The sequence below is a fragment of the Hymenobacter sp. BT559 genome, assembly GCF_017571525.1.
In the GTDB taxonomy this organism is placed as follows: domain Bacteria; phylum Bacteroidota; class Bacteroidia; order Cytophagales; family Hymenobacteraceae; genus Hymenobacter; species Hymenobacter ginsengisoli.
Window position 1 is genome coordinate 176,100 of the sequence record NZ_JAGETY010000005.1, and the last position, 23,838, is coordinate 199,937.

The following is a 23,838-nucleotide window of genomic DNA, read 5'->3' on the forward strand; positions in this document are numbered from 1 at the left end:
CAACAAAAAAAGCCCGGCCGCTAGGCCGGGCTTTTTCAAAACCGATGAGTAGGAGATGGCTAAGCCGTGGTAGTGGTGCGCAGCTTGGGCGCATCGCCAGCCGGGCCGGTTATGTTTTCGCCAGCCGCCAAGCGCTCCCGCTCTTCCTTCTTACCGTAGGTATCGAGGATGATGGGCGTGGCAATAAACAGCGACGAATAGGTGCCGAAGATGATGCCGATAATCATGGCAAACGAGAACGAGCGCAGCGTTTCGCCGCCGAAGATGTAGAGCACGAGCACCACCAGGAATACCGTGGTGAACGTAATCATGGTGCGCGAGAACGTCGAGTTCAAAGCCGGGTTCACAACCTGGGCAAAGGTCAGCTTGGGGTTTTCGCGCAGGTATTCGCGGATGCGGTCGAAGATTACCACCGTGTCGTTCATCGAGAAGCCGATGATGGAAAGCACGGCCGCCACGAAAATCTGGTCCATCTCATAGTTGGCCCCGAAGGCGCGGGCGATGGGGTAGGAGGCGATAACGAGCAGCGCATCGTGGAAGAGTGCGATAACGGCGGCCATCGAGTACTGCCACTTTTCGAAGCGGAACAGCACGTAGACGAAGATGCCGAGCAGCGTGAGGGCTAGCGACAGGAACGAAGTACGCTTAATGTCGTCGGCAATGGTGGCGCCCACTTTCGAGGTCGATTTAATAACCGGCGCGTCGGTCGCGTATTTCGACAGGCCCTGGTTGAGGGCGGTTAGCACTTGCTTATCAGCGGTTTCGCTTTCGTCCTGGGCCAGGTAGCCGGTGGTGATGCGCAGGCGGTCGGGCGAGCCGTACTGCTTTACTTCCAGGCCCGTGTTGTGGAAGGCTGGCTCCAGCGCAGTGCGCACGTCGCTAGCCACCATGGGCTTGTTGAAATCGACCACGTAGGCGCGGCCACCCTCGAAATCGACGCCCAGATTGGGGCCGCCCTGCAGGTACATCAGCACGAAGCCTACCACGATAACGACGGTCGAGAAGGCGTAGGCGACTTTGCGCTTGCCCACGATGTCGAAGTTCACGTTCTTAAACAGATTGCGCGAGAGGAAGGTCGAGAACGTGATGCGGCTCGTGTCCTTGCCCTTAATCAGCCACTCAATGATGAGGCGCGACACGTACACGGCCGACAGGAACGAGGTGAGTACCCCGATGCCCAGCGTCACGGCGAAGCTCTGCACCGGGCCCGTACCGAAGAAGCCCAGGATAATGGCGATGAGCATGGTGGTCACGTTCGAGTCGAAGATGGCCGAGAAGGCACGGTTGTAGCCGGCGTTCACGGCATCGTGCAGCGTGTGGCCGTGGTCGAGCTCTTCGCGGATACGCTCGAAAATCAGCACGTTCGCATCTACCGACGAGGCAATTACCAGAATCAGGCCCGCAATGCCGGGCAGCGTGAGCGCGGTGCTGAACTGCGCGAGCACGCCCAGAATCAGGAACATGTTGAAGAGCAGGGCGGCGTCGGCCACTAGGCCGGCGCGGCCGTAGTACACGGCCATGAAGGCCATGATAATCAGCAGGCCGGCCAGCGACGAGTACAGGCCCTGGTTGATGGCTTCCTTGCCGAGCGAGGGGCCTACTACGGCTTCTTCCACGATGCGGGTGGGAGCGGGAAGCTTACCAGCTTTCAATACCTGGGCCAGGTCCTGGGCTTCGTCGATGGTGAAGTTGCCCGAGATGCTGGTGTTGCCACCCGAGATTTCGCTCTGCACTACGGGGTCCGAATACACCACATCGTCGAGGACTACCGCCACTTGCTTGCCGATGTTGGCACCAGTCATTTTCTGCCACTTACGGGCGCCGGTGGGGTTCATGCTCATGCTCACCTCGGGGCGGCCGGTCTGGTCGTAGTCCTGGCGGGCATCGCTCACTACCTCGCCGCCGATGGGCGCAGCCACGGCACCGGTGCGGTCTTTCTTCACGGCCACGAGGCGCAGAAACTGCTGGCCGTTGGCCTCAATCGGCTTGTTGAGGTAGAGCAGCGCCATGTTGGCGGGCAGCACGGTGCGGGCCTCCTCCGAATGGAGCACGCGGTTCATCTGGGCAGTGTCGCGCAGGTTTACCCCTAGCGCGCCGGGCATGGTGAGCAGGCGAGCCAGCACGCCGCCCTTCTGGGTGGCCGTCGAGTCGGTTTTGGCTTTAGCAGTCGGGGTCTTCTTGGCCAGCTGGGCGGCTAGCGAAGTGGTATCGCCTTTGGCAGCACCGGTTTTGGCCGAGTCCGTTTTGGCGGCGGCTACGGCCGGGGTGGCAGCGGCTTTCTCCTTGGCGCTCAAGATTTGGTCGAGCTGGCCGAGGTAGGGTACTACCTCATTCTGCGGCCATACTTCGTAGAATTCCAGCTTAGCCTGGCCTTGCAGCAGCTTACGCACGCGGTCGGGGTTGTCCACCCCGGGCAGCTCTACCTGAATGCGGCCGGTGCCTTTCACGCGCTGAATGTTAGGCTGGTTTACGCCAAACTTATCCACGCGCTTGCGCAGGATGTCAAATGAGCGGCCAATGGCATCTTCCTCTTCCTTGTTGATGGCCGACAGCACGCGGCTATCGGTGCTGTTGAGGCTGATGTTGCGGTCTTTGTTAACCGAGTTGGCAAAAATGCGGGCTAGCGGCACGCCGGGCGCCGTTTCCTGGTAAGCCTGGTAAAACAGCGTAGTGAAGGGCGTGCCCGAGTTAGTTTTCTGGCGCTCCTGGGCCAGCTCAATGGCTTTGTTGAAAGCTGGGTCTTTCGAGTTGCCCGCCATGGCCCGCACGATTTCCACCGGCGATACTTCCAGCGTCACGTGCATGCCGCCTTTCAGGTCGAGGCCCAGGCCCAGCTCGTAGCCGCGCACCTCGCGGTAGGTGAAGGGGCCGAACACGGGCGCCCGCCATACTGAGTCGAGGTAGTGCTGGCGCTGCGCTTCGTTGAGCTGGCCGTTGTGCGTGGCGTAGGCCACGGCCTTCTGCTGCACATTGCGCGACACCAGACTGAAAAACAAGAAGCCCGCGCACAGCACCGACACAATGGCCGTGAGCGCGATAATTAATCCTTTATAACGCATTGGGTAGAACTAGGAATGTAAAATCAAGCATGAAGAATGGACGAGGCGAAATGGAAACAACTAGCGCTGAGCTGTCTCAGCGACAGCTCGGCATCCTTCATTCCCAATCCTTCATTAAAAAGCTAGGGGGCCTGCGGCGACAACGCCGCACCCAGCAGCCGCTGGCGGCACAGCTGAGCCACAAACATGGCCGGCGCGCCTACCGAAGCCAGCGCCACGGCGCGGCGCGCCAGGCGTGGCAGCCAAGCTACCGGCAGTGTACCGGGCAGCCACCCCAGCGCAAACGCCGGGGCCACGTAGCTACCCAGCGGCGAGGCCGCTTCCAACAATACTTTTTGCTTTACCACCGTGGCGCGGGGGGCGGCGCTCACCTGGGTGGTGGCGGGGCGCAACAGGCTCACCGTCCGGCCGTTCAGGCCCAGCAATAGCAGCACTGGCAGGGCCACCAAGGCCACTCTGAGCAACTGCTTAAACTGGGAAAGGGAATAGCGCATATCTTGGACAGGGCTACAAATATAACCCCAAGAGCGAGTTAGCGCCAAGGAGGGCCTAGCGGCTACCACTCCCGCAACTCATCAAACGAGTACTGCGCATCGCTCCAAAACGCATCGAGGGCGATGAGGCGAGGCTTGAAAAACGAAATCAGCGCCGGCCAGTCGTCGCGGTTAAAGAGGTTGACGGGGGCTAGCTCCTTGTAAATGCGGCTCAGCAGCTGGCCGTGCTCATTCACCGCTTCGGCCTCCCAGGTCCATTCCTCGCCCAGTGTTTCGTGCAGCAGCGTTTGAAGGGCCTCGAATTGCTCAAAAAACAGTTCGCGCACGCCGGCATCGGGCTGCGTCAGCTCGATGGCAATGCTGGCGCGGCGGGTATCGGCGTGCAGCTTAAACTGAACGCATTTTACGCCTGTTTTATAGTTTATCCAGCTGATTTCCAGCCCTTCGGCCGACAGCACCGGGGCCATATATTGCCCAAAGGTGGTCCAGAAGGCTTGGCGCAGCTGGGAGGCTTCGGCTTTGCTATACACAAGCAGCTAGGGTTAAGCGTGGCCCAATAAGCTAAGCGTTCTCGGCTACTTTGCCGCGCAGGTAGCCGACGAGCACAGCCAGCCCGTTTTCAAAGTGCCGGTTATTCGGGATAATGATATCCGCGTCAGCCTTAAAGGGTTGGATATATTTTTCGTAGGTTGGCGCCACGTGGTTGGTGTAGCGATAGAGCACGTCTTGCAGGTCGTAGCCGCGCTCGTCACGGTCGCGCACAATGCGGCGGTGCAGCTTCACATGCTCCTGGGCGTCGATGTACACCTTGAGGTCGAGCAGCTTGGCGATTTCCTCAAAGTAGAACACGAAAATGCCCTCTACCACCACGATGGGCGCGGGCCGAAACACCAGCTCGGCGGGCACCACATTGGGGTTGTTGAAGGTGTATTCTTTACGGCGCACTTCGTGGCCTTCGCGGAGCTGGCGCACGTCGGCGGCGTAGGCAGCCGAGTCGATGCTGGAAGGCAGGTCAAAGTTTTCAACGCCCTGCTCGTCGCGGTGCTGCTGGTCGCGGGGGTGATAATAATTATCCTGCGAAATCAGACAGATGTCGCGTTCGGGGAAAGCGGCCAGCAGGCGGCGCAAAAACGTAGTTTTGCCCGATGCGCTGCCGCCCGTGATACCAACGAGGTAGGGGTGCTGCATAACGGAGGGCAAAGGTACGCTTGGTGTAGGGCTCATGAGTAGAGACTACGGAGAATACGGCTCAAGGAGCCCGAGCGGCCGAGTCGTTACCCGTTCAAAAAATCGACTAGCCCCGCCACTGCCCGCGCCCGGTGGCTGAGCAGGTTCTTTTCGATGAGCGTCATTTCGGCGAAGGTGCGGCCGTCGCCTTCTGTAGGCACAAACACCGGGTCGTAGCCAAAGCCCCGGCTGCCAATGGGTGCCGCCGCAATAAGGCCCTGCACCTCGCCGCTGAACTCGTGCGCCTCGCTAGCCCCCAGCACCAACGCGATAACGGTACGGAAGCGCGCCCGGCGGTTGGGCTGGGTGCCGAGCTCGCGCAGCAGCTTAGCCACGTTAGCACTAGCCTCGCGCTCGGGGCCGGCGTAGCGCGCCGAGTACACGCCGGGCTCGCCGCCCAGCGCGTCTACCTCAAGCCCGGTATCGTCGGCAAAGCAGGCCACGCCGTAGTGGTCCCACACGTACTGCGCTTTCTGGCGGGCATTGCCTTCCAGGGTGGGCTGGGTTTCGGCCAGCTCCTCGTGGCAGCCGATATCGGCCAGGCTCACCAACTGCACGCTAGCCGGCAGCAGCGGCCTGATTTCGTCGAGCTTGTGGGCATTGTTGGAAGCGAAACACAGGCGCATAAGTAGAAAAGGGGAAAGGCGGGGGCTAGCCCGGGTTGTCGTTGAATAAGGTAATCGCGGAGCCCGCTGGCGGCGCTAATTTTTGCCAAAATAACGGCCAAGTTGTCCTTGCTAAGTGTATTATTGATTGTGGGTTGACTTTGTCATGGCTATTTCGTACTTTTGCAGTCCCTTCCGCAAAACCGGCAGGGTTGAATAGGTAAATAGGCCCTCCCGATATGAAAAAGGACACGCACCCCGAGTACCGCCAGGTAGTTTTCCAAGACACCTCGTCGGACTTCAAATTTTTGACCCGCTCTACCATGACGTCGGCTGAGACCACGCAGTGGGAAGACGGTAACACCTACCCGGTGATTAAAATCGAAGTAAGCTCTGCTTCGCACCCCTTCTACACGGGCAAAAACATGTTCATCGACACGGCCGGCCGCGTGGAGAAATTCCGCAGCCGCTACGCCAAGAAAGAGCAGAGCAGCACCAACAAGTAAGCTTATTCGCCAAGCCGCTAGCCCTGAACCAACTAGCGGCCGGCTATATAAAGAACTCCTCCTGGCACCCGCTGGGGGGAGTTTTTTTGTCAGGTGCCGCTAGCCCGGCCACCGTAAATTTGCTAGTCCCTCTATCCGCCAGTGCCAGTAGTAGGCGCTGATTATCTGCTAATTCGCATGCACTTATTGCTATTCGACGACCCGGCTATCCGGCCCCACCTGCTGCCGCTGACGTTTACGCGGCCGGTGGCGGCGCTGCGCTGCGGCATCCTCACCATTGCCGAGAAGTGGGAGCGCCGGCTAGCCCCCTCCTCGGTGGGCTACCTCACGCAGCCGTATTTGCAGGCGAAGTTTCCGGCCGGCGACGTAGCCGGCCCGGCCTTGGTAGTAAACGGTGCTGCCTGCCCCGATGACCTACTGGCGCGCCAGGTGCAAGCCCTGCGGCCCGGCCAGGGCCTCTACTGCGGCGAAACGCTGGTAGCCGCGCACCTTGCCGACGCCACCAGAGTAGCCGAGCTCATTCAGGATGGCCTGGAAGTGGTTCAGGTTCAAGAGGAAATGTCGCTCATTGAGCGGCCCTGGCACCTGTTTCTGCGCAATGGCGCCGAGATTCGCCGCGACTTTGCGCTGCTTACGACTGGGCGCACCTCACAGCCGCTCGGCGACGTGCATACGATGGTATATGCCCCCGAAAACATCTTTATCGAAGAAGGGGTAAAAATCCGCGCGGCCATTCTCAATGCTGAGGCCGGCCCCATTTACTTGGGCAAAAACGCGGAGGTGCAGGAAGGCGCCATCCTGAAAGGCCCGCTAGCCCTGTGCGAAGGCGCGGTGGCTAACGCGGGCGTAAGGCTGCGCGGCGATAACACCATCGGCCCTTACTGCAAGGTGGGCGGCGAAATCGGCAACAGCATCCTAATGGGCTACAGCAACAAAGGCCACGATGGCTACCTCGGCAACTCGGTCATTGGCGAGTGGTGCAACCTCGGCGCCGATACCAATACCAGCAACCTCAAAAACAACTACGCCCCGGTGAAGGTGTGGAGCCACGCCGCCAAGCGCTTCGTCGATACCGGCCAAACCTTCTGCGGCCTGCTCATGGGCGACCATGCCAAGGCCGGCATCAACACCATGTTTAACACCGGTACGGTGGTGGGCGTGGGGGCTAACGTGTTCGGCGCCGGCTTCCCGCGTCAATTTGTGCCGAGCTTTAGCTGGGGAGGGTCGGCTGGCTTTGAGACGTTCAAGTTGGCCAAGTTTGCCGAAGTGGCCGAGCGCGTGATGGGCCGGCGCGGGCTAGCCTATGATGCGGTAGAGCAAGGCGTAATTGCGGAGGTTTTCAAGCAGACGGAGGAGGATAGAAACTGGGAGAGAACCAAGTAAATGCGTTTCGCTGATATCCCCAATCAAGCTGCCCTTAAGGAAGTGCTGCGCCAGTCGGTGCAGCGCGGGCACGTGGCGCACGCCCAGCTGTTTCGCGGGGCCGAGGGCTCGGCGGCGCTGCCGCTAGCCCTCGCCTACGCCCAATACCTTAACTGTGAAGACCGTGCCGACGATGCGGCCGATAGTTGCGGTCACTGCCCGGCGTGCCTGAAAATCAGCAAGCTGGCGCATCCCGACCTCAACTTTATTCTGCCTACTACCACTACCAAGGTGGTACCCAAGGATGCGACCAGCGGCAAGTTTATGGCCGAGTGGCGCACCTTTTTGGCCGAAAGTCCTTACCAAGGCTTCAACGACTGGATGCAGCATATTGGGGCCGAAAACAAGCAGGGCAGCATCTCGAAAGAAGAAGCCGGGCAGCTGCTCAAGCTCGTCAGCCTCAAGGCGTTTGAGGCGCGGCTTAAGCTCGTAATAATCTGGCTGCCCGAGCTCATGCACCCCGCGGCGGCTAATGCTGTGCTCAAGCTCTTGGAAGAGCCGCCGCCCGCTACGGTGTTTCTGCTCGTCAGCAATGAGCCCGAGCGACTACTGCCCACCATCCTCAGCCGGGTGCAGCCGGTCGTGGTGCGGCCGTTTTCGGAAGATGACATTACAGCGTATTTAACAGCGCATCACCACCTGCCCGATGCCAAGGCCCGCCAGGTAGCGCAGCTTGCCGAGGGTAACCTGGGCGCGGCTATCGCCAGCCGCGAGCAGAGCGCCGACCACGACTACGCCGAGTTCTTTATTAAGTGGATGCGCAAGTGCTTTACGTTGAAAATGACTGAGGTATTGGCCCTAGCTGACGAGTTTCAGAAGATGGGCCGTGAAAATCAGAAGGAGCAGCTGAGCTTTTCGCTAGGCCTGCTGCGCAAGGTGCTGCTCTTTGGCATCGACCCGCAGATGGTGCCGCACCTGCCCAGCGGTGAGCAGCAGTTCGTGCAGGGTTTCAGCAAGTTCGTAACGGCCCACAACGCCGACCAGCTTACCGAGGAGCTGAATACGGCCCACTACCACATCGAGCGCAACGCCAACCCGCGGATGGTGTTCGTAGATGCTTCGCTGCGCATGGGACAGCAGCTGCGCCGCGCCTGATTGTAGCGCGAAGCAGAAGCTTCGCGCTACTTCTACCTTTGCCCGATGCGCCACCGTCTATACTCTTTTTTGCTTGCTGCCAGCCTCGGGCTGAACCAGCCGGCGCGGGCACAGGTGGGCATGCCGTCGCCCGACCCTGGTACCAATACGGGTATCAACCAGGGCCGTTTTATTGGCGTAGTGGTGGGTACGGCGGCTGTTTATGCGCTGACTTCCTACTTCTTAGGTAAAGCCTGGTATACCAAGCGGGTGCCCTTTCACTCGTTCAACGACAACGGTGAGTGGCTGCAGATGGACAAAGTGGGTCATGCCACCACGGCCTATGCCATTAGTCGGGGCGAGTATGAGCTGTTTCGCTGGAGTGGGGTCAACGAGCGGGCCTCGGTACTCACCGGCGGGCTCATTGCGCTACTCTACCAGACTACTATTGAGCTATTCGATGGCCGCTCCGAGGGTTGGGGCTTTTCGAAAGGCGATATGGTGGCCAACCTCACCGGCATTGGGCTGTTTATGGGCCAGCAATACGGCTGGGGCGAGCAGAAAATGGGGTTGCGCTATGGGTGGCGCCAGAGCATCTATCCACCGTACCGCCCCAATCTGCTGGGTAAAACGGCTGGTAATCAGATGCTGAAGGACTATAACGGCCAGCAGTACTGGCTATCGCTAAACCTGGCCTCGGTGCTGCCGGTGGGGCCGTCGTTTCCGCGCTGGCTAGCCCTCGACCTGGGCTACAGCGGCAGCGGCATGACCGGCGGCCACGCCAATCCACCTTACTTCGACGCCGATGGCAAGGAGGTGCAATTCACCCGCTACCGCCAATTTTACTTGTCGCCCGATATCACGCTAGCCCGCCTGCCGGGCCTCAACGGCTCGGGTGCCCAACCGCTGGTAAGCGCCGGGCAATTTTTCAGGATACCGGCACCCTCCCTCGAATACAATCGTTTGAATGGCTTGCGCCTGCACCCGCTGCTATTGCCCAAAGACTAAGCGCTACGCTGCTAAATAATTATGTCTGAATCTGTTATTCGCCTTGCTACCCGCGCTTCGCGCCTCGCCCTGTGGCAAACCGAGCACGTAGCCAGCCTGCTCAACCAAGCCGGCCTGGCCACCGAAATAGTGCCCATGCAAACCGTCGGCGACCAGGTGCTCGACCGCTCGCTGGCCAAAATCGGGGCCAAGGGCGTCTTCACCGAAGAGCTGGAAGAAAGCCTGCGCCGCGGCGATACACACCTGGCTGTGCACTCGGCCAAGGACGTGCAAAGCACCATTCCGCCCGACCTGGAACTGCTGGCTTTCCTGGAGCGCGAGCAAGTCAACGACGTGGTTATCAGTTTTCAGGAAGACTTCGATATTAGCCGGACCGGCATTGTGCTGGGCACCAGCAGCACCCGGCGCAAGGCCCTGCTGCGCCGGTTTTACCCCCTAGCCAGCACTGCCGAAGCGCGCGGCAACCTGCAAACCCGCGTGCGTAAGCTCGAAGAAGGGCAGTACGATGCGCTGGTGCTGGCTTATGCCGGTGTGCATCGCATGGGCTACGACCACCTCATCCGGCACGTGCTGCCCACCGACCGCTTTGTACCACCCGTGGGCCAGGGCAGTATCGCCGTGGAGAGCTCCCGGTTTCTGGATAACGACCTGAAAGTGAAAATAAAGCAAGCCCTCGACCATGCCGATACGCACCGCTGCCTGCTGGCCGAGCGGGCCTTTTTGCGCACCATGGAAGGCGGGTGCAGCATCCCGTCGTTTGCGCTGGCGACTCTCACCCAAGCCGGCGACATTCGTTTGCACGGCGGCCTCATCAGCCTCAGCGGCGAAGAATACATAGACATTACCCAAACCGCGCCCGCCGCGCAGGCGGAGGGGCTGGGTATGGCCGTGGCCGAATACGTACTAGGGCATGGTGGTACGGCCATCCTGGCCAGCATCCGCGAGCACCGGGGCGAGCAGTAGCCGCCCCAAGGCAGGCCGCATTACTTTTGTGCTACCCAATCAGCTTCCTTTGCTGCTTATGAAGTGGAACAGTTGCCTACGTTGCGCCATGGCGCTGGTGCTAGGCCTGCTGCTTGGCTGGCCGGCGCTAGCCGCCAAAAACCCAAAGCATAGCAAGAAGGATGAGGTAGTAACCATTAGCACCAGTCTGGGTGATATTCGCCTTATCTTATTTAGCGACACACCCTTGCACCGGGCCAACTTTCTAAAAAAGGCGGCTAGTGGCTACTATAACGGCACTACTTTTCACCGGGTAATCCCGAATTTTATGGTGCAGGGCGGCGACCCTAATTCCAAAGATGCGGACCCCAATAACGACGGCCAGGGGCCCGCTGGCGACCCCACCATCCCGGCCGAGCTAGCGGCCGGGCACCGGCACGACTACGGGGCCGTCGCCGCTGCCCGCCAGGCCGATTTTATGAATCCGCAGCGGGCTAGCAATAGCAGCCAGTTTTATATCGTGGAGAATCATCAGGGCACGCACTTCTTGGATGGACAGTACACAGTGTTTGGGCAAGTAATTCAAGGGCAAGACATTCTGGATAAGATAGCCGCCCTGCCCCGCGATGGCCGCGACCGCCCCACTACGGACTTTCGGATGACCATGCGGGTTGAAAAGCTAAAGAAGAAGAAAATCAGCGAATTGTATGGATATAAATATTAGCCGCGCGTGAAAATTCTGCTCACTGGCTCCAATGGCTTGCTAGGCCAGAAACTGGTGGCCCTCCTGCATCAAGCCCCCGGCATAGAGCTAATAGCCACGGCGCGGGGCATTAACCGACTAGCCGCCAGCTACCCCGACCTCCACTTTGTGCCGCTCGATGTAACGGAGGCCGCTCAGGTGCAGCAAGTGCTGGCCCAGCAGCGGCCCACCCACGTCATCCACACAGCCGCTATGACGCAGGTAGACGAGTGCGAGCTGAACCAAGCCGCTTGCTGGGCCCAAAACGTGACGGCGGTAGAATACCTGGCGGCCGCCTGCGCTCAACTCGATATCCACCTCACGCACCTGAGCACCGATTTTATTTTTAACGGCGCCGAGGCGATGCTCAATGAGGAGGCTACACCCGACCCCATCAGCCACTACGGGGCTAGCAAGCTGGCGGCCGAGCAGGTGGTGCAGCGCACGCCCGGCCTGCGCTGGGCCATTGCGCGCACCGTGCTGGTATATGGCACTACCCTGGTTGCCGGCCGCAGCAACCTGGTGCTGTGGGTATACAATGCGCTGCGCAATAGTCAAAAAATCAAGGTGGTAAACGACCAGTGGCGCACCCCGACCCTGGCCGAAGACCTAGCCCAGGGTTGCTGGCTGCTGGCGCGGCAGTCGGCCCAGGGTATTTTTCACCTCAGCGGCCGCGAGCTGCTTACCCCTTACCAAATGGCTGGTCAGGTAGCCACTGTATTTGGGCTCGATATTGCGTTGCTGGAGCAGGTTGACGCTCAAACGTTTAGCCAGCCAGCGCGGCGGCCGCTGCGCACCGGTTTCTCCATTGCTAAGGCCGAGCGTGAGCTAGGCTATCGGCCAAACTCTTTTGCAGAGGGGCTCGCCCTAGTGCAGCGCCAATTGGATGGTATTTGAGGAGGGAAAGGTTAGTAAACAAAAAGGCCCGCTGGCAATGCCAGCGGGCTTTTTTTGCTATAAGCCTTCCGCTTCTAAAATACATGAGACACAATAAGTGGACGTCAATAAATGGACCTTAAGTAAAAGATTAAGTAGGAGTTGTATCAAATACTACGCGTTATCTGAAAGAGTGTTTACGATGACAATTTCAATTGCCAATTGCTAAGTCAATGGTTATGTTAAAGTTGCTCGGGCCACGCGCCGATAAGCAATCCCCCAACTAGTAGTGCAGTGTGCTGGCGCAACGCAACCTCACCTAAGGCCCGCGGCACTAGGCGGCCATCAAGCGTAGTGAAGTCCCGCTCGGCCGACGCAGCGGGTATGTCGGGCGCTGGGGAGCCAGGGTAGGCAAGGCCTCGCCTAGCTGAAATAGTGCTTTTCATGGTAGGTCGCAGAATAACAGGTAGTGGAATAGTGGACAGGGCGTAATCCTTTTAACGTAATCCTTATACAAGATTAAGACCTTACTATAGCCAGCAAAAGGACACTTTGCCTATTTCTGTGACATTGATATTTTTCAATTAAGGCAGCTATAAAGCATAATTTTCTGCTTAAAAAATACAATTAATAGCGAATAAAATATTTTTTAAAGAGAAAAATTACTGTTAATCAAGCGTTTATTGGTAGAGCAAAAAATGTAGGATTCAATTTGTCTTCAGATTTTGTGACAAAAATGGCGTTTTTACGGTCCGAAAAACTAGTTGTTAACCTCTAGCTGGCGGGCTTTAGCCACTGCTTGTAGCGCAAGCAGGGTGGCGAGAAGTGCTACTCCGGGCCCAGCAGCTACCCACCAGGTAGTAGGGTCTTGGCGCATACTAGCCAGTATGCTGCCCCAGCTCACAATATCTGGGCCCTGCCCAATGCCTAGAAAGGCTAGGGCACTTTCGAGGGCAATCAGGCTGGCTAGGCTGAGTGGGGCGAAGGCCAGCAGGGGGCGGCAGGCGTGAGGCAATGCATGACGCCACCAGATGCGCCCAGCATGCAGCCCACTGGCGCGCGCAGCTTCAACGAAAGGCTGTACACGCACCCGTAGCATTTGCCCCCGTACAAGGCGCGCAGCGTCGGGCCACGCTAAAAGGATAAGCACCCCAAGAAATTGAGCCTGTGTAGGCGTGGGGCCAGCTACCAGAACCAGTAGCAGAATAAGACGCGGCACTGCCCCTAGCAAGGTAACTATGCCTAGCACCAAGCTGTCGAGCGGCAGCGCAAAGCTGAGCCAGCGCGCCGCCAGGCGGTACAACCGCCAGGATACCAATGATAAAATTATAGCAATGCCAAGCAACCAGTAGGGCATAGACGAGAGCGGTAGCTCCAGGCCCCACCACAAGGCCGCTAGCGCCGCGGCGGCGACCGCTACTGGTAGCCGCAGCCCCCGATTTCCCCAAAAGCCAGCCGCCGCCCCAGCCAGGGCTCCAGCTACGGTAGCCAGCACCACGGCCGGCAGACTGAGTACCAGCAGCCGCCGGGCCCCCGCCAGTAGGCCGGCCAGTACGTCGCGCCCTAGCGAGTCGGTGCCCAAGTAATGGGCTGAGGGGGCACTCCACTCGGGCGGCGTAGCAATGTGCTGCAAATCGGCGTTGGCGGCCGCGTAGGGGAGGGGAAGTAGTGGCGCCAACAGCCCGGCGCCAGCCAGCAGCGCGAGCCAGGCCAGCGCCAACCAGTACCCAAACTGCGGACGCGATGAGAATAGCGCAACTTTCATGCAGCGGGGCGAAGCCGGGGGTCAAGCAGAAAATAAAGCACGTCGGCCAGTACTAGCCCCAGCAGGCGGGCGCCAGCTGTAAGCAGCACCCCGCCCACCACGAGGGGATAGTCGTGGGCCGCGGCAGCTTCGGCTAGCAGGCGGCCATTGCCGGGCAGGGCAAAAAGCACTTCTACCACCACCACGCCAGCGGCTAGGGTAGGCAGCAGGTCAGCAAGCGTAGTGAGCAACGGCAGCACCGCGTTGGGTAGGGCGTGGCGCCTTAGTATTTGCATCGCTGTCAGGCCTTTGGCACGGGCGGTAGTGGCATAGCCCGCGCGGGTTTCGTAGCGCAGTAAGGCCACAAGCGGCAGCGTTAGCTCGGGCAGCACCGCCAATACCAGACTAAGCAAGGGCAGCGCCGCCCGCGCCGCCCAATAGCCGGCTAGCTGCCAACGCGTGGCATCGGCCGGGCCCTGGCCGGCGGCTGGCAAAATATTAATAAAATCAGGGTTGGCTAACAGGAGCAACAGCCCCAGAGCTAGTAAAAACAACGGCATCACCTGCAAGGCGCTCAGCAGCGTAAAGACTACCTGCCGCAGCAAGCCGCCCGGTTCCTGGGCCAGATATAAGGCCAGCGCCAGCGCCAGCCCTACTGCCAGCCCTGCTGCGGCACCCGCCAGGGGTAGGCTATACACCAGTGCTTGGCGCAGGAGCGCTAGCACAGGCTGGCCATCGCGGTAAGAGTGGCCCCAATCGCCGTGCAGCAAGGCGACTACCCAAGCGTGGTACTGGTTGGCTGTGCCGTGCCACTGCCAGCGCCCGGGCGGCCCTGGCGAGCGCGTAACGTAAAAAAGAGGCAGCTCGAGCCCCAGGCGGCGGCGTAGCGCTAGTCGGTTTTGCGCCTGGTTGGCCGCCGATAGCACGCCCGCCGCCGGGCGGCTCAGGTCGCCTGCCTCAGCTAGGGCCTGTTGCTCGGGGCTACCCGGCAGCAGGCGGCTGGCAATAAATACCAAGGAGGCAATAAGCCAGGCTGCCGCCGCCGCGCGCCCAAGCCGAGCTATCAGCCAGCGTAGCATACCTAAGGGTGGCTAGCTGGTGGTACTGCGGCGGGCCAGGCAAGCGCCGTCATGGCGTAGCCGGGCTTCAGGCCAGAGGGCACTATATGCTGAAGCTGGCGGGTGGCCGCGAGGCGATAGGGAAGAAAAAAGAGTGGCAGCACCGGCATTTCTTCCTGGATAATGGCTTGAAAGCGCCGCAGCAGCTGCCGCTTACGAGCCAAGTTGCCTTCTGTTGAAATAGCCACCAGCAAGCGGTCGGTATCGGGACGCCCAAAACCTGTGAAATTACCCGACCCGATTGCCTCCGAGTGGAGAATAGTGGCAAAGTTGAGCCCAAACGGACTGCCTTTTATAAGCCTGATGTAAAGGTCAAAATCACCAGCCTGCAAAGCGGCGGTAGTAACCGACCCTTCGGCCGGAAGCAAAGTAACTGGAATACCCAGCTGCGCCGCTGCCGATTTAAACTGCAGCCCCGTCGTTGCAAATGTGGCTTCTTCGGCGCGGTAGCGCAGTACTACCGCTAGCGGAGTAGCCAGGCCTGGTTGGCGCCAGTGGCCATCGGCCCCGCGCTGCCAGCCGGCCTGTTGCAGCAGCGCTAGCGCCTCAGCCGGCGCATACGCCGGCAGCGGTAGGCTATCATTATAGAAAGAGCTGCTGGGAGGTAGCAGGCCTACCGTGCGCGTGCCCTGGCCTAGCTGCGTGGCCGCAAGTAGCCGAACCGGGTCAAACAGCCGGCTGAGAGCCTGGCGGGTACGTCGGTCACGGAGGGCAGCCCGCCGCGTATTAAAGCCTACCGTGAGAATATCGTACGACGAATGGGTATAAAATACCAGCTCTTGCCGGGCAGCCTGCGACGCTTGCAATTGCTGAAAAATGCGCGCTGGTACCTGCGGATAGACATCGATATCGTGCCGCCGCAGGGCTAGCGCGGCTGCCGCATCATCGGGCAAAACGGAGAACACCAGTTCTTGCGGGCGAGCTTGCAGCACAATAGGCGCGGCTGGCAGTTTATCGGCCCACCAATGGGCCTTGCGCTGAAAATGCAGCTCCTGATTGGTTTGCCAGCTAGCTAGGCGGTAGGGACCACAGCCCGGCAGGTTGTGGGGCTGACGCGCCAGATTGGCTTGCTGATAGCGCCGCACTACGGCCGCCACTGCCGGAGCAGGAGAGCGGCTAAGGGGCCAGTCCTGCAAGGTGGCCAGTAATAGACTGCGTAAGGTGTGTGCTGGGTCGAGGGCAGCCTCGGGCAGCACCGGAAAATCGCCCGAAATACTTGCCGTTTCGGCACTACGGCTCCGGCACACCAAGGTAAAGCGACGCGGATTGGCTGGGTCAATGCGCACCTGGCGAATAAAACCGTATTGGGCCCGGCTGTTTTCATTAGGCAGCCCCGGGCAGTGCATCAACTTTAGCGTGAAGTCGACATCAGTAGCCAGCACTGGCTCGCCATTATCCCAGGTGGCGGCTTCGCGCAGCTGGTAGTCTAGCAGCGTGAGGGAGTCACCCTCGTAGCGCACCCCTGGAAAATCCTGGGCTAGCGCCGGTGCATACTTATTATGCTGGAAGTCAACTTGTAAAAGCGCCAGATGCAGTAAGTTGATAGCATCGATAGCACTAGGGTTGGACAAGGCCAGCGGGTCAAGCGTTTCAGGGTCGCGAGCCCAGCGGATATGAATAGGCGTTGAAGCCTGTTTGGCAGCAGGCGTCGAACAGGCGCTGACCAACAACGCGAACAAGCTGCCTAGCCAATAATACCTCATTTAGTGACGACAGCAAAGAATGTCGTCGGCAAGTTAGGCAAGGCCTACTTATCGCGCAGGCATTCTCTGTTATGAAGCAACAAGGTCGCCGTTGCCCCAGCCGGAGCCACCTACTACCGCAAGGTCACCATTGCCCCAGCCTGAACCACCGACTACAGCTAAGTCGCCATTACCCCAGCCGGAGCCACCAACTACAGCGAGGTCGCCATTACCCCAACCTGAGCCGCCGACTACGGCAAGGTCGCCGTTGCCCCAGCCTGAACCACCGACTACGGTAGTTGCTGGCTGATGCGTGTAGGTGAAAACTTGAAATAAAGCGAGAGCAAGAATATGGAACATGGTGAGGGAGAGTTGCTAAAATGAATTGTTGATGCAAATCTCCTCCCCATAACTACCTTTCAAAAGGAAAGAATTATCTTACTTGTGACAAGGATTAATTTTATATAAAACAGGATTAAGTAAATAAAAACCGCGTAAAATCGGCTTCGATAGACTAAACCGCCTCTATAGAGTATTCACTATTGAACTCTCAAAACAGCAGAATGTGACATTGTATCGTCGTAGATTGCGCACACTTATTCAAGATGCAAAGCTTGAATAAAAAGAATGTTTTAGCAAGGATAACCAGGCGTTTTTTGAACAGCTGGTTTTGGGGGCATTTTTAGCTAAAAAATGCTTTTAAACGCTTGTAAAGGGCCTTTTTTATGAATGAAATTACAAACTTGGCGCGAATTGTGACATTGCGTCGGACGCGTCAGCGCTCTTTATTAGACCTAGATACTATTCGGCCAGGCAAAGAAGAGCGTTTGCTGCAAGAGATAGTTGCTAAGCCGGAAAGCACCACTTTGCAATTGACTAAATACTTGTATGGGGCAAATACAGCGAGCAACCAAGCCGCAATGCGACAGCTGCGGGCACGCTTGCAAGATAAGCTATTAAACCACTTATTTTTCCTCGACCATTCTGACCCAAGGTTTATTGTATCGCGCCGGTACGAGGTAGAATGCCTCGACTTGGTGCACAAGGCCATAGTGCTGCACTTGGAAGGGGAGTATGTATTGAGCGAGCGCCTGTTGCGCCGGTGCATGCGCCTAGCTGCGCAGTGTGATTTTACGGCTTATGAAGAGCAGGCAGCTCATAAGCTGTTGTCCATCTATGCCGAGCAGCAGCAGCAAACTAAGTACGAGCAGCTAAACCATACTATTCTGAAGCTGCGCCAAATAATTGGGTACGAGCAGGAAGCGGAAATGCTGTTTTTTGAGGTCCAGATGGGAGCTGAGGAAACAGTAGCCAAGCGGCACAGAATTATTGCCAAGTTGCCGGCTTATTTGGCGCGGTTGGAGGAGCTATACCGATTGGCGCCCACATTTGGGATATACAATGCCTTGTACAGAGTGCGGTTGGTTGATGCGGGGCTAGCGGGCCGCTACCAGGATATTATTCGCGAAACGGCGCAGGCAGACTCAATGCTGGCCGCAGGGGTGATAAATGCTCGGCGTTTCGACCAGCGCCTCAATAATTTCATGAATATCTACGCGCACCTGCGCGGGCGGCAGCCTCAAGAAGGCCTGAAGCTAGCCGGAGAATTTGCTGAAACTATCCACCCTACGTCCAGCAACTGGTTTTATTTTTATGAGCACTACGTGTTGCTAGCGCTACATGCTGGCGAGTATGAGCAGGCACATCGACTGCTGCAAGTAGCCCATAAAAACCCGTCGTTTGGTAAGCTACGGCCTGCCGCGCTTGAGCGTTGGGAGCTGCTGGAAGCTTACACCGAGCTAATGTTGCCCCTGGAGCAGGTGTCGCTGAAACGCCGCAACCAACTGGCTGTCTTTGCGGCTCTTACGGTGCCCGAGTATAGCCGCGACAAGCGGGGTTATAACGTGGCCATCTTGGTGTTTCAGCTGGTGCACTACTTGCAGCAGCGGTTGCTGGAGCCGGTACTGGTGCGTCTTGAGCGCCTGCGCAAGTACCAGCAGCGCCACCTGCGCGAGGCGGCCACGCTGCGTAGCCGCACGTTTTTGCGGCTGCTGCTGCTGCTGCCCGAGGCCGACTTCGACCCTGCGCGGCTGGCCAAAAGGGGCCAGCCATTGCTGCGCACGCTTCAGCAGGCTGCCCTGACCGGGGATGCAGATGCGGAGGTAGAAATCATTCCTTACGAAGATTTGTGGCAGCTTGTAATGCGGGTGTTGAGGCAGGGCACGCCCGAGTAGCCTAGGGCTCCACTACCACCTCCTGGCTCACGCAGTTGCTGGCCGAGCAGGCCCCGGGGCCGTAGCCGCGCAGGCTCATGCGCACGGCAAAGCGGCCGGCCTTGCGGAAGCTGTGCTCGACATGCCGGCCCTGCTGGGTGTAGCCGTCGCGAAAGTCCCATACTACCACCACCGACTGGCACTCGGGCAGCACCGAGTCCAGGGCATCGAACACCACGGGCTGCCCTACGCGCGCCTTCAACGTAGGGCCCACGCTGAAGTTGAGCACCGGCTTGCGGGTTAGGTCCACGTCGAAGGTGCGCTCGGCGCGGCGCACCTCGCTGGTGGCTGGCACCGCCACATCGAGCGTCACAGTGTAGTGAGCGCGCACTTTGTAGCAGTGGGTAATGGTGAGGCCCGTGAGGGTGGTGCCGTCGCCCATGTTCCAGCGGTATTCGAGAGGGCCGGCACCGGGGTCTACCGAGCGGCTGGCATCAAAATCGACGCACAGCTCGGCGGGCTGCACCGGCCCGCAGTCGATAACCCCGCTAGGGTCGTTAGCCGCGGTTTGGGCGTGAGCCGCGGTGGGTAGAGCTAGCGCCACGGCCACAGCTAGGGCACTTGGCAGCCAAGCCGCAGGCAAGAGGGCAGGAAAAAAGCGCACCAGGTAAAGCAGGTTAGGGTGGTGATAGAGAAACGAGCGCCCCTGCGCGGCCTACAGCTTGTTAAGGCGCTGCAGCAGGCCGCGCAGGTAGGTCTGCCCAATCGGAATGTACTTGTCCTTTATCAGCAGAGAATTGTCTTCCAAAGCCTGCATGTAGTCTAAGTTGATAATAAAGGAGCGGTGCACCCGCACGAAGCGCTGCGGAGGAAATTTTTCTTCTATAGCCCGCATCGTGCTGTACACGATGAGCTTGCTACGGCTCGTGACGAGGTGCACATAGTCGCCTAAGGCTTCTACGTAAAGCACATCGGCAAAATCGACCCGCACGAGCTTGTTGTCGACCTTCACAAAGGTAAATTCCGTGTTACCGGTGGGTAGCTGGTCGGCTTCGGAGAGGGCCGCTCGCTGGCTGGTAATCGTTTCGAGCACTTTCTGGGCAGCTTGCAAAAAGCGCGGGTACGAAAGCGGCTTGAGCAGATAATCGGCCACCGCAAACTCAAAGGCCTGCACGGCATACGACTGGCTGCTGGTAATGAGCACCACTTGCGGCGGGTCGGGCAGGGTGCGCAGCAGGTCAAGGCCCGACATCAGAGGCATTTCGACGTCAAGAAACAGGACATCGAAGGCCTGAGTACGCAGCAATTCGGTCGCCTCGATGGCGCTGCTGCAAGCCGCCGACGCCTCCAAAAAGGGCGTGTTGCCGATGCACGTGCGCACTATCTGCACCGACATGGGGTCGTCATCGACCACTAGGCAGCGTAGAGGAGTAGTACTAGTACTAATTGGCTCAGTGGTAGAAAAGGGCATAGCGCAACGTTAAAATTCAACTTGTTAAGTGAAACAAAAGTAACGATTGCCAGGGAATAGCTTGAGTATCGCTCGGCGCTATAAGTTCTGCAAGCGCGCCGGCTTGGGCTGCCGTAATTTGCCATCAGGCGCGGGCCTGCAAGTGCGGGTAAAGCTGGCCTAGCTGCTGCTGCACGGTTTCGAGCAGCGGCTGGCAATAGGGGCAGTCGGGTAAGCGCGCGCTGCGCTCTAATTCATCGAGCTGGGCGTGCAGGCCCGGCACACCAAAATACGCCACTTGCCCTTTCAGCTTGTGAGCAGTGGCCGCCACGATGGCCAGGTCGTGCGGGTAAGCCGCCGCGAGCACTTGCTCCAGTGCCGGTGCCTCCTGCAAAAAGGTGTTCACAATCTGGCCGATAAACTGCTCATTGCCACCCGATAGCTCTTCGAGCTGCTGCCAGCTAGGGTGCAGCGTGGGCGGTGTGCTGGCCGGGGGGCGCGGGGCCGTGGGGGCGCTGCCCGCGGCGGCCCCGGTAGGCAGGCGGCCGGTGAAGTGGGCTAGCCGGGCGTAGAGTGCGGCCGGCTCGAAAGGCTTGGCCAGAATGTCGTTCATGCCGGCGGCCAGGGCCAGGCTGCGGTCTTCGGGCAGCACCGAGGCCGTGAGGCCGATAATGGGCAGGCTAGCGGCATCGGGGTAGTACTGGCGCAGGGCACGGGCCGCGGCGTAACCGTCGAGCTCGGGCATCTGAATGTCCATAAATACGGCATCGAAAGGCTCGGCGGCCGTGCGCACGCGCTCCACGGCCAGGCGGCCATTCTCGGCAATGACTACCTGCACATTCCAGTTTTCCAGCGTCTTGCGGGCCACTAGCTGGTTGAGCTGATTGTCTTCGGCCACGAGCACGCGCAGGGCCGGCTCGAACGGGGGCAGCGGGCCGCCCACGGTGCCCGGCCGAGCCTGGCTAGCCTCGGCCACGGCATAAGTGAGCTCAAAATAAAACTGCGACCCTACGCCCTCCTGGCTGCTGACGCCGAGCTGGCCGCCGTGCAGCTGCACGAGGTTGCGGGCGATGCTCAGGCCCAGGCCGGTGCCGCCAAACTCGCGGGTGGTGCTGGTATTGGCCTGCGAGAAGTCTTCGAAAATGGTGGCCAGCTTATCGGTCGGAATACCAATGCCCGTGTCTTGCACCGCAAAGCGCAGGGCCACGTGGCCGGGCGTGGCGGCCGGGCCGGGGGCTAGCCCCACGCGCACCGTCACGCCGCCCTGGCGCGTGAATTTGAGGGCGTTGCTGACGAGGTTTACCAGCACTTGCTGCAAGCGCACGGGGTCGCCCACCACGGCCTCGGGCACGGTTTCGGCCACTTCTACGCGCAGGTTCAGGCCCTTGCTATCGGCGGCGTAGCGGAAGAGGGTGCTAAGCCCGCGCACGGCCTCGGGCAGGCGGAAGGGCACTTGCTCCAACGTAAGCTTGCCGGCTTCCATCTTCGACGAGTCGAGGATGTCGTTGAGAATCACCAACAAGTTTTGCGACGAGGAGCCAATGGCCGTCAGGTATTCGCTTTGCTCGGAAGTGGTGGGGGTTTGCTGCAGCAGGTTGGTGAGGCCGATAACCGCATTCATCGGGGTGCGGATTTCGTGGCTCATGTTGGCCAAAAACTGCGCCTTGGCCCGGCGCGAGGCCTCGGCTGCGTCGCGCGCCACGAGCAGCTCAGCGTTAATGTGCTCGATGTCGCGGTTCTTTTGGAGCAGCTCGCTGGTGCGCTCACGCACGGTATTCTCAAGCTGCAACTTCTGGCGCCGCAGCACACCTTCGCGGGTGCGCACCACCGCCACTAGCAGCGCCGCCAGGGTTAATAATTCCAAGGCTAAGGCTAGCGGTGTGCGCCACCACGGCGTGGCAATGCTGAAGGAGCGCGCGGCTACCGGGCTCCACGGCGCCCCCGGCGCGGCGCGGCGCACCTGGGCTTCGAGCACGTAGTGGCCCGCACCCAGGCCGGCAAACTGCGCCTCGCCCACGGGGCTAGGGTGGCTCCAATAGTCGGCCAGCCCGCGCAGGCGGTGGCGATACTGCAAGCCCGCCACGCCGCCCGGCCCCAGGCTGATGCCCTGAAACGTGAAGCTGACGCGGTGCCGGCCGGCCGGTAGCTCGCCCAGCGCGCCGGCTCGGTGCTCGCCATCGACCTCCGCGCCCGTAAGCACGAGGGTGGGCGCCGGCGCCTGGCCGGGCCGCAAGCGGGCTAGCGCGGCTAGGTCGAGGCGCAGCCGCCCGCTGCGCGTAGCCACCCACGCCACGCCTGGGGCCAGGGCTACGGCCGGCAGGGTGCCGCGCGCCAGCAGGTCGTCGGCCGACGTAAGCGGCGTGGCGACGCGATGGGCATCGAGCAGGCTCAGGCTTTGGGGCTGCACCAGTAGCAGCGTGCCGGCCAGGGGTGCGGGCAGCGGCAGCAGAGCTGCGCTGATATCGTCGGGCAGGGCACCCGTGGCCTTGCTCAGGTGCTGCCAGCGGCCGCCGGCTGGCCGGAAGTACAGGCCCTGGCCCTCCGTACCGACCCAGATAGTACCAGCGGCATCTTCGGCCAGGGCGCTGGCATCGAGGCCGGCGGCGGTGAGCTTAAGGTAGCTGAAGCGGCGCTGGCCAGGCTCCCAGAGGGCTAGCCCCGTATTGTGCGCCCCCACCCACACACAGCCGGTATGGTCGGCCAGCAGGACCGTAATGCTGTTGTGCAGCAGGCCATTGGCCGTGGTGAAATGCTGCGCCACGGGGGGCAGGTTGGGAGCCGTTTTAGGGGGTAGCAGGTACACGCCATCGGCGGCCGTGCCCACCCACAGGCCCGAAGTGGGCGAATAAGCCAGGGCCGTCACGGCCGAGCCCAGGTGCGTCGGCAGGCCTGCTAACGGCCGGGCGGGCTGACCCGGTGCGGCCACCGCCCACACTCCGGCGGGCGTAGCCACCCAAAAGCCTCCGCCTTGGCTGACTGGTCGCGGTATTCGGGCCAGCTCATTTTCAGTATTTAGCGGCCCGCTCGCCTTGGGCCATAAGCTCAGGTAGCGGTCGGCGTGCAGCCACAGACCCTGGCCGGCGGTGCCCAGCCAAGCGTGGCCTTCGCGGTCTTCGAGCAGGCAGGTGGGCACTACATCGGCGGGCAGCGCCAGGTGATAGCGGCGCAGGTAGGCCCCGAGGCGAGCTGTATCGGGCTGGGGGGCACCCGGGCGCCCGGCGGGCGGGCCGCCGCGCTCGCTAGCCGGAGCCGGCCGGAAAGACTGCGCAGCGGCGGGGCGCACCGAGCGGCCGCCCTGGGCGTGGATAACCCACAGCGCGCCGCTGGCGTGGTCTTGCCAAAGGCCGGTGACGAAGTTATCGGCCAGGCCATCGTGGGTGGTGAAAGTCACAAAGCGGCTGCCATCGTAGCGCACCAGGCCCTCGGCGGTGCCGAGCCAGAGGTAGCCCTGGCGGTCTTGCAGCAGGCAATAGACGAACGGCTGGGCTAGCCCCTCGGCCGGCCCAAACTGCCGCACAAAGGCCTGCGGATGCGGCGCGGCCTGCCCCAGCCTGACGAGCAACAACAGGCCTAGCAGCAGCAGCCAGCCCCAGCGGCGCGGCCCGGATAATAAAGATGAAAACACGTAAAAAAAGAAGCAGCAATTGAGTCAACTCCAACCCAGCCCGCAAGTTAG

The 23,838-nt window shown here is 60.3% G+C and carries 20 protein-coding genes; 8 read left to right on the forward strand and 12 right to left on the reverse strand.

The window, feature by feature from the left end:
- Nucleotides 1-59: 59 nt before the first annotated feature.
- From secDF to rdgB, 5 genes are all read right to left on the reverse strand, one after another.
- Nucleotides 60-3,059 (reverse strand): protein translocase subunit SecDF, encoded by a 3,000-nt coding sequence (gene secDF, locus J4D99_RS08980; protein WP_208131358.1) that lies wholly within the window; start codon nt 3,057-3,059, stop codon nt 60-62.
- 122 nt (nt 3,060-3,181) lie between these two features.
- A complete protein-coding gene (locus tag J4D99_RS08985; RefSeq protein ID WP_208131359.1) occupies nt 3,182-3,553 on the reverse strand; it encodes a hypothetical protein in 372 nt (123 codons plus the stop codon).
- Nucleotides 3,554-3,615: 62 nt separating this feature from the next.
- Entirely contained in the window at nt 3,616-4,083 is a 468-nt protein-coding gene (locus tag J4D99_RS08990; RefSeq protein ID WP_208131360.1) for a DUF4268 domain-containing protein, read from the reverse strand.
- A gap of 31 nt (nt 4,084-4,114) precedes the next feature.
- A complete protein-coding gene (locus J4D99_RS08995) occupies nt 4,115-4,741 on the reverse strand; it encodes a uridine kinase family protein (protein ID WP_208131361.1) in 627 nt (208 codons plus the stop codon).
- An 86-nt stretch (nt 4,742-4,827) separates the two neighbouring features.
- A complete protein-coding gene (gene rdgB / locus J4D99_RS09000) occupies nt 4,828-5,406 on the reverse strand; it encodes an RdgB/HAM1 family non-canonical purine NTP pyrophosphatase (RefSeq protein WP_208131362.1) in 579 nt (192 codons plus the stop codon).
- A gap of 218 nt (nt 5,407-5,624) precedes the next feature.
- Between rdgB and J4D99_RS09005 the strand changes: the two genes are divergently transcribed.
- The 7 genes from J4D99_RS09005 (at nt 5,625) to J4D99_RS09035 (ending at nt 11,976) form a co-directional block, all read left to right on the forward strand.
- Nucleotides 5,625-5,891, forward strand: coding sequence for a type B 50S ribosomal protein L31 (locus J4D99_RS09005; protein ID WP_208131363.1), 267 nt, complete (start codon nt 5,625-5,627; stop codon nt 5,889-5,891).
- Between the two features lie 177 nt (nt 5,892-6,068).
- The gene (locus tag J4D99_RS09010; protein ID WP_208131364.1) at nt 6,069-7,274 is read left to right on the forward strand and encodes a GlmU family protein; all 1,206 of its coding nucleotides are present in this window, start codon (nt 6,069-6,071) and stop codon (nt 7,272-7,274) included.
- Entirely contained in the window at nt 7,275-8,408 is a 1,134-nt protein-coding gene (locus J4D99_RS09015) for a DNA polymerase III subunit (RefSeq protein ID WP_208131365.1), read from the forward strand.
- A 45-nt stretch (nt 8,409-8,453) separates the two neighbouring features.
- Nucleotides 8,454-9,395, forward strand: a complete 942-nt coding sequence (locus tag J4D99_RS09020; RefSeq protein WP_208131366.1) for a DUF2279 domain-containing protein — start codon at nt 8,454-8,456, stop codon at nt 9,393-9,395.
- Between the two features lie 21 nt (nt 9,396-9,416).
- On the forward strand, nt 9,417-10,358 hold the full coding sequence (gene hemC / locus J4D99_RS09025) for a hydroxymethylbilane synthase (protein ID WP_208131367.1): 942 nt from the start codon (nt 9,417-9,419) through the stop codon (nt 10,356-10,358).
- Between the two features lie 58 nt (nt 10,359-10,416).
- Nucleotides 10,417-11,061 (forward strand): peptidylprolyl isomerase, encoded by a 645-nt coding sequence (locus tag J4D99_RS09030; protein WP_208131368.1) that lies wholly within the window; start codon nt 10,417-10,419, stop codon nt 11,059-11,061.
- A gap of 6 nt (nt 11,062-11,067) precedes the next feature.
- A complete protein-coding gene (locus J4D99_RS09035; protein WP_208131369.1) occupies nt 11,068-11,976 on the forward strand; it encodes a sugar nucleotide-binding protein in 909 nt (302 codons plus the stop codon).
- Nucleotides 11,977-12,715: 739 nt separating this feature from the next.
- Here J4D99_RS09035 and J4D99_RS09040 read toward each other — a convergent pair.
- The 4 genes from J4D99_RS09040 to J4D99_RS09055 all read right to left on the reverse strand — a co-directional run bounded on the left by J4D99_RS09040 (nt 12,716) and on the right by J4D99_RS09055 (nt 16,859).
- Nucleotides 12,716-13,720, reverse strand: a complete 1,005-nt coding sequence (locus J4D99_RS09040; protein ID WP_208131370.1) for an ABC transporter permease — start codon at nt 13,718-13,720, stop codon at nt 12,716-12,718.
- On the reverse strand, nt 13,717-14,778 hold the full coding sequence (locus J4D99_RS09045) for an ABC transporter permease (RefSeq protein WP_208131371.1): 1,062 nt from the start codon (nt 14,776-14,778) through the stop codon (nt 13,717-13,719). Before J4D99_RS09045 ends, J4D99_RS09040 begins: the two co-directional genes overlap by 4 nt.
- A 2-nt stretch (nt 14,779-14,780) precedes the next feature.
- The gene (locus tag J4D99_RS09050; protein WP_208131372.1) at nt 14,781-16,388 is read right to left on the reverse strand and encodes an ABC transporter substrate-binding protein; all 1,608 of its coding nucleotides are present in this window, start codon (nt 16,386-16,388) and stop codon (nt 14,781-14,783) included.
- A 201-nt stretch (nt 16,389-16,589) separates the two neighbouring features.
- Nucleotides 16,590-16,859: a hypothetical protein gene (locus tag J4D99_RS09055; RefSeq protein WP_208131373.1), complete on the reverse strand. Its 270-nt coding sequence runs from the start codon at nt 16,857-16,859 to the stop codon at nt 16,590-16,592.
- Nucleotides 16,860-17,419: 560 nt separating this feature from the next.
- Here J4D99_RS09055 and J4D99_RS09060 point away from each other — a divergent pair.
- A complete protein-coding gene (locus J4D99_RS09060) occupies nt 17,420-18,733 on the forward strand; it encodes a hypothetical protein (RefSeq protein WP_208131374.1) in 1,314 nt (437 codons plus the stop codon).
- 1 nt (nt 18,734) lies between these two features.
- Here J4D99_RS09060 and J4D99_RS09065 read toward each other — a convergent pair whose 3' ends face one another.
- The 3 genes from J4D99_RS09065 to J4D99_RS09075 all read right to left on the reverse strand — a co-directional run bounded on the left by J4D99_RS09065 (nt 18,735) and on the right by J4D99_RS09075 (nt 23,787).
- The gene (locus J4D99_RS09065) at nt 18,735-19,355 is read right to left on the reverse strand and encodes a PKD domain-containing protein (RefSeq protein WP_208131375.1); all 621 of its coding nucleotides are present in this window, start codon (nt 19,353-19,355) and stop codon (nt 18,735-18,737) included.
- A gap of 72 nt (nt 19,356-19,427) precedes the next feature.
- The gene (locus J4D99_RS09070) at nt 19,428-20,183 is read right to left on the reverse strand and encodes a LytR/AlgR family response regulator transcription factor (protein WP_208131376.1); all 756 of its coding nucleotides are present in this window, start codon (nt 20,181-20,183) and stop codon (nt 19,428-19,430) included.
- 124 nt (nt 20,184-20,307) lie between these two features.
- Nucleotides 20,308-23,787: a hybrid sensor histidine kinase/response regulator gene (locus tag J4D99_RS09075; RefSeq protein WP_208131377.1), complete on the reverse strand. Its 3,480-nt coding sequence runs from the start codon at nt 23,785-23,787 to the stop codon at nt 20,308-20,310.
- Nucleotides 23,788-23,838: the final 51 nt, after the last annotated feature.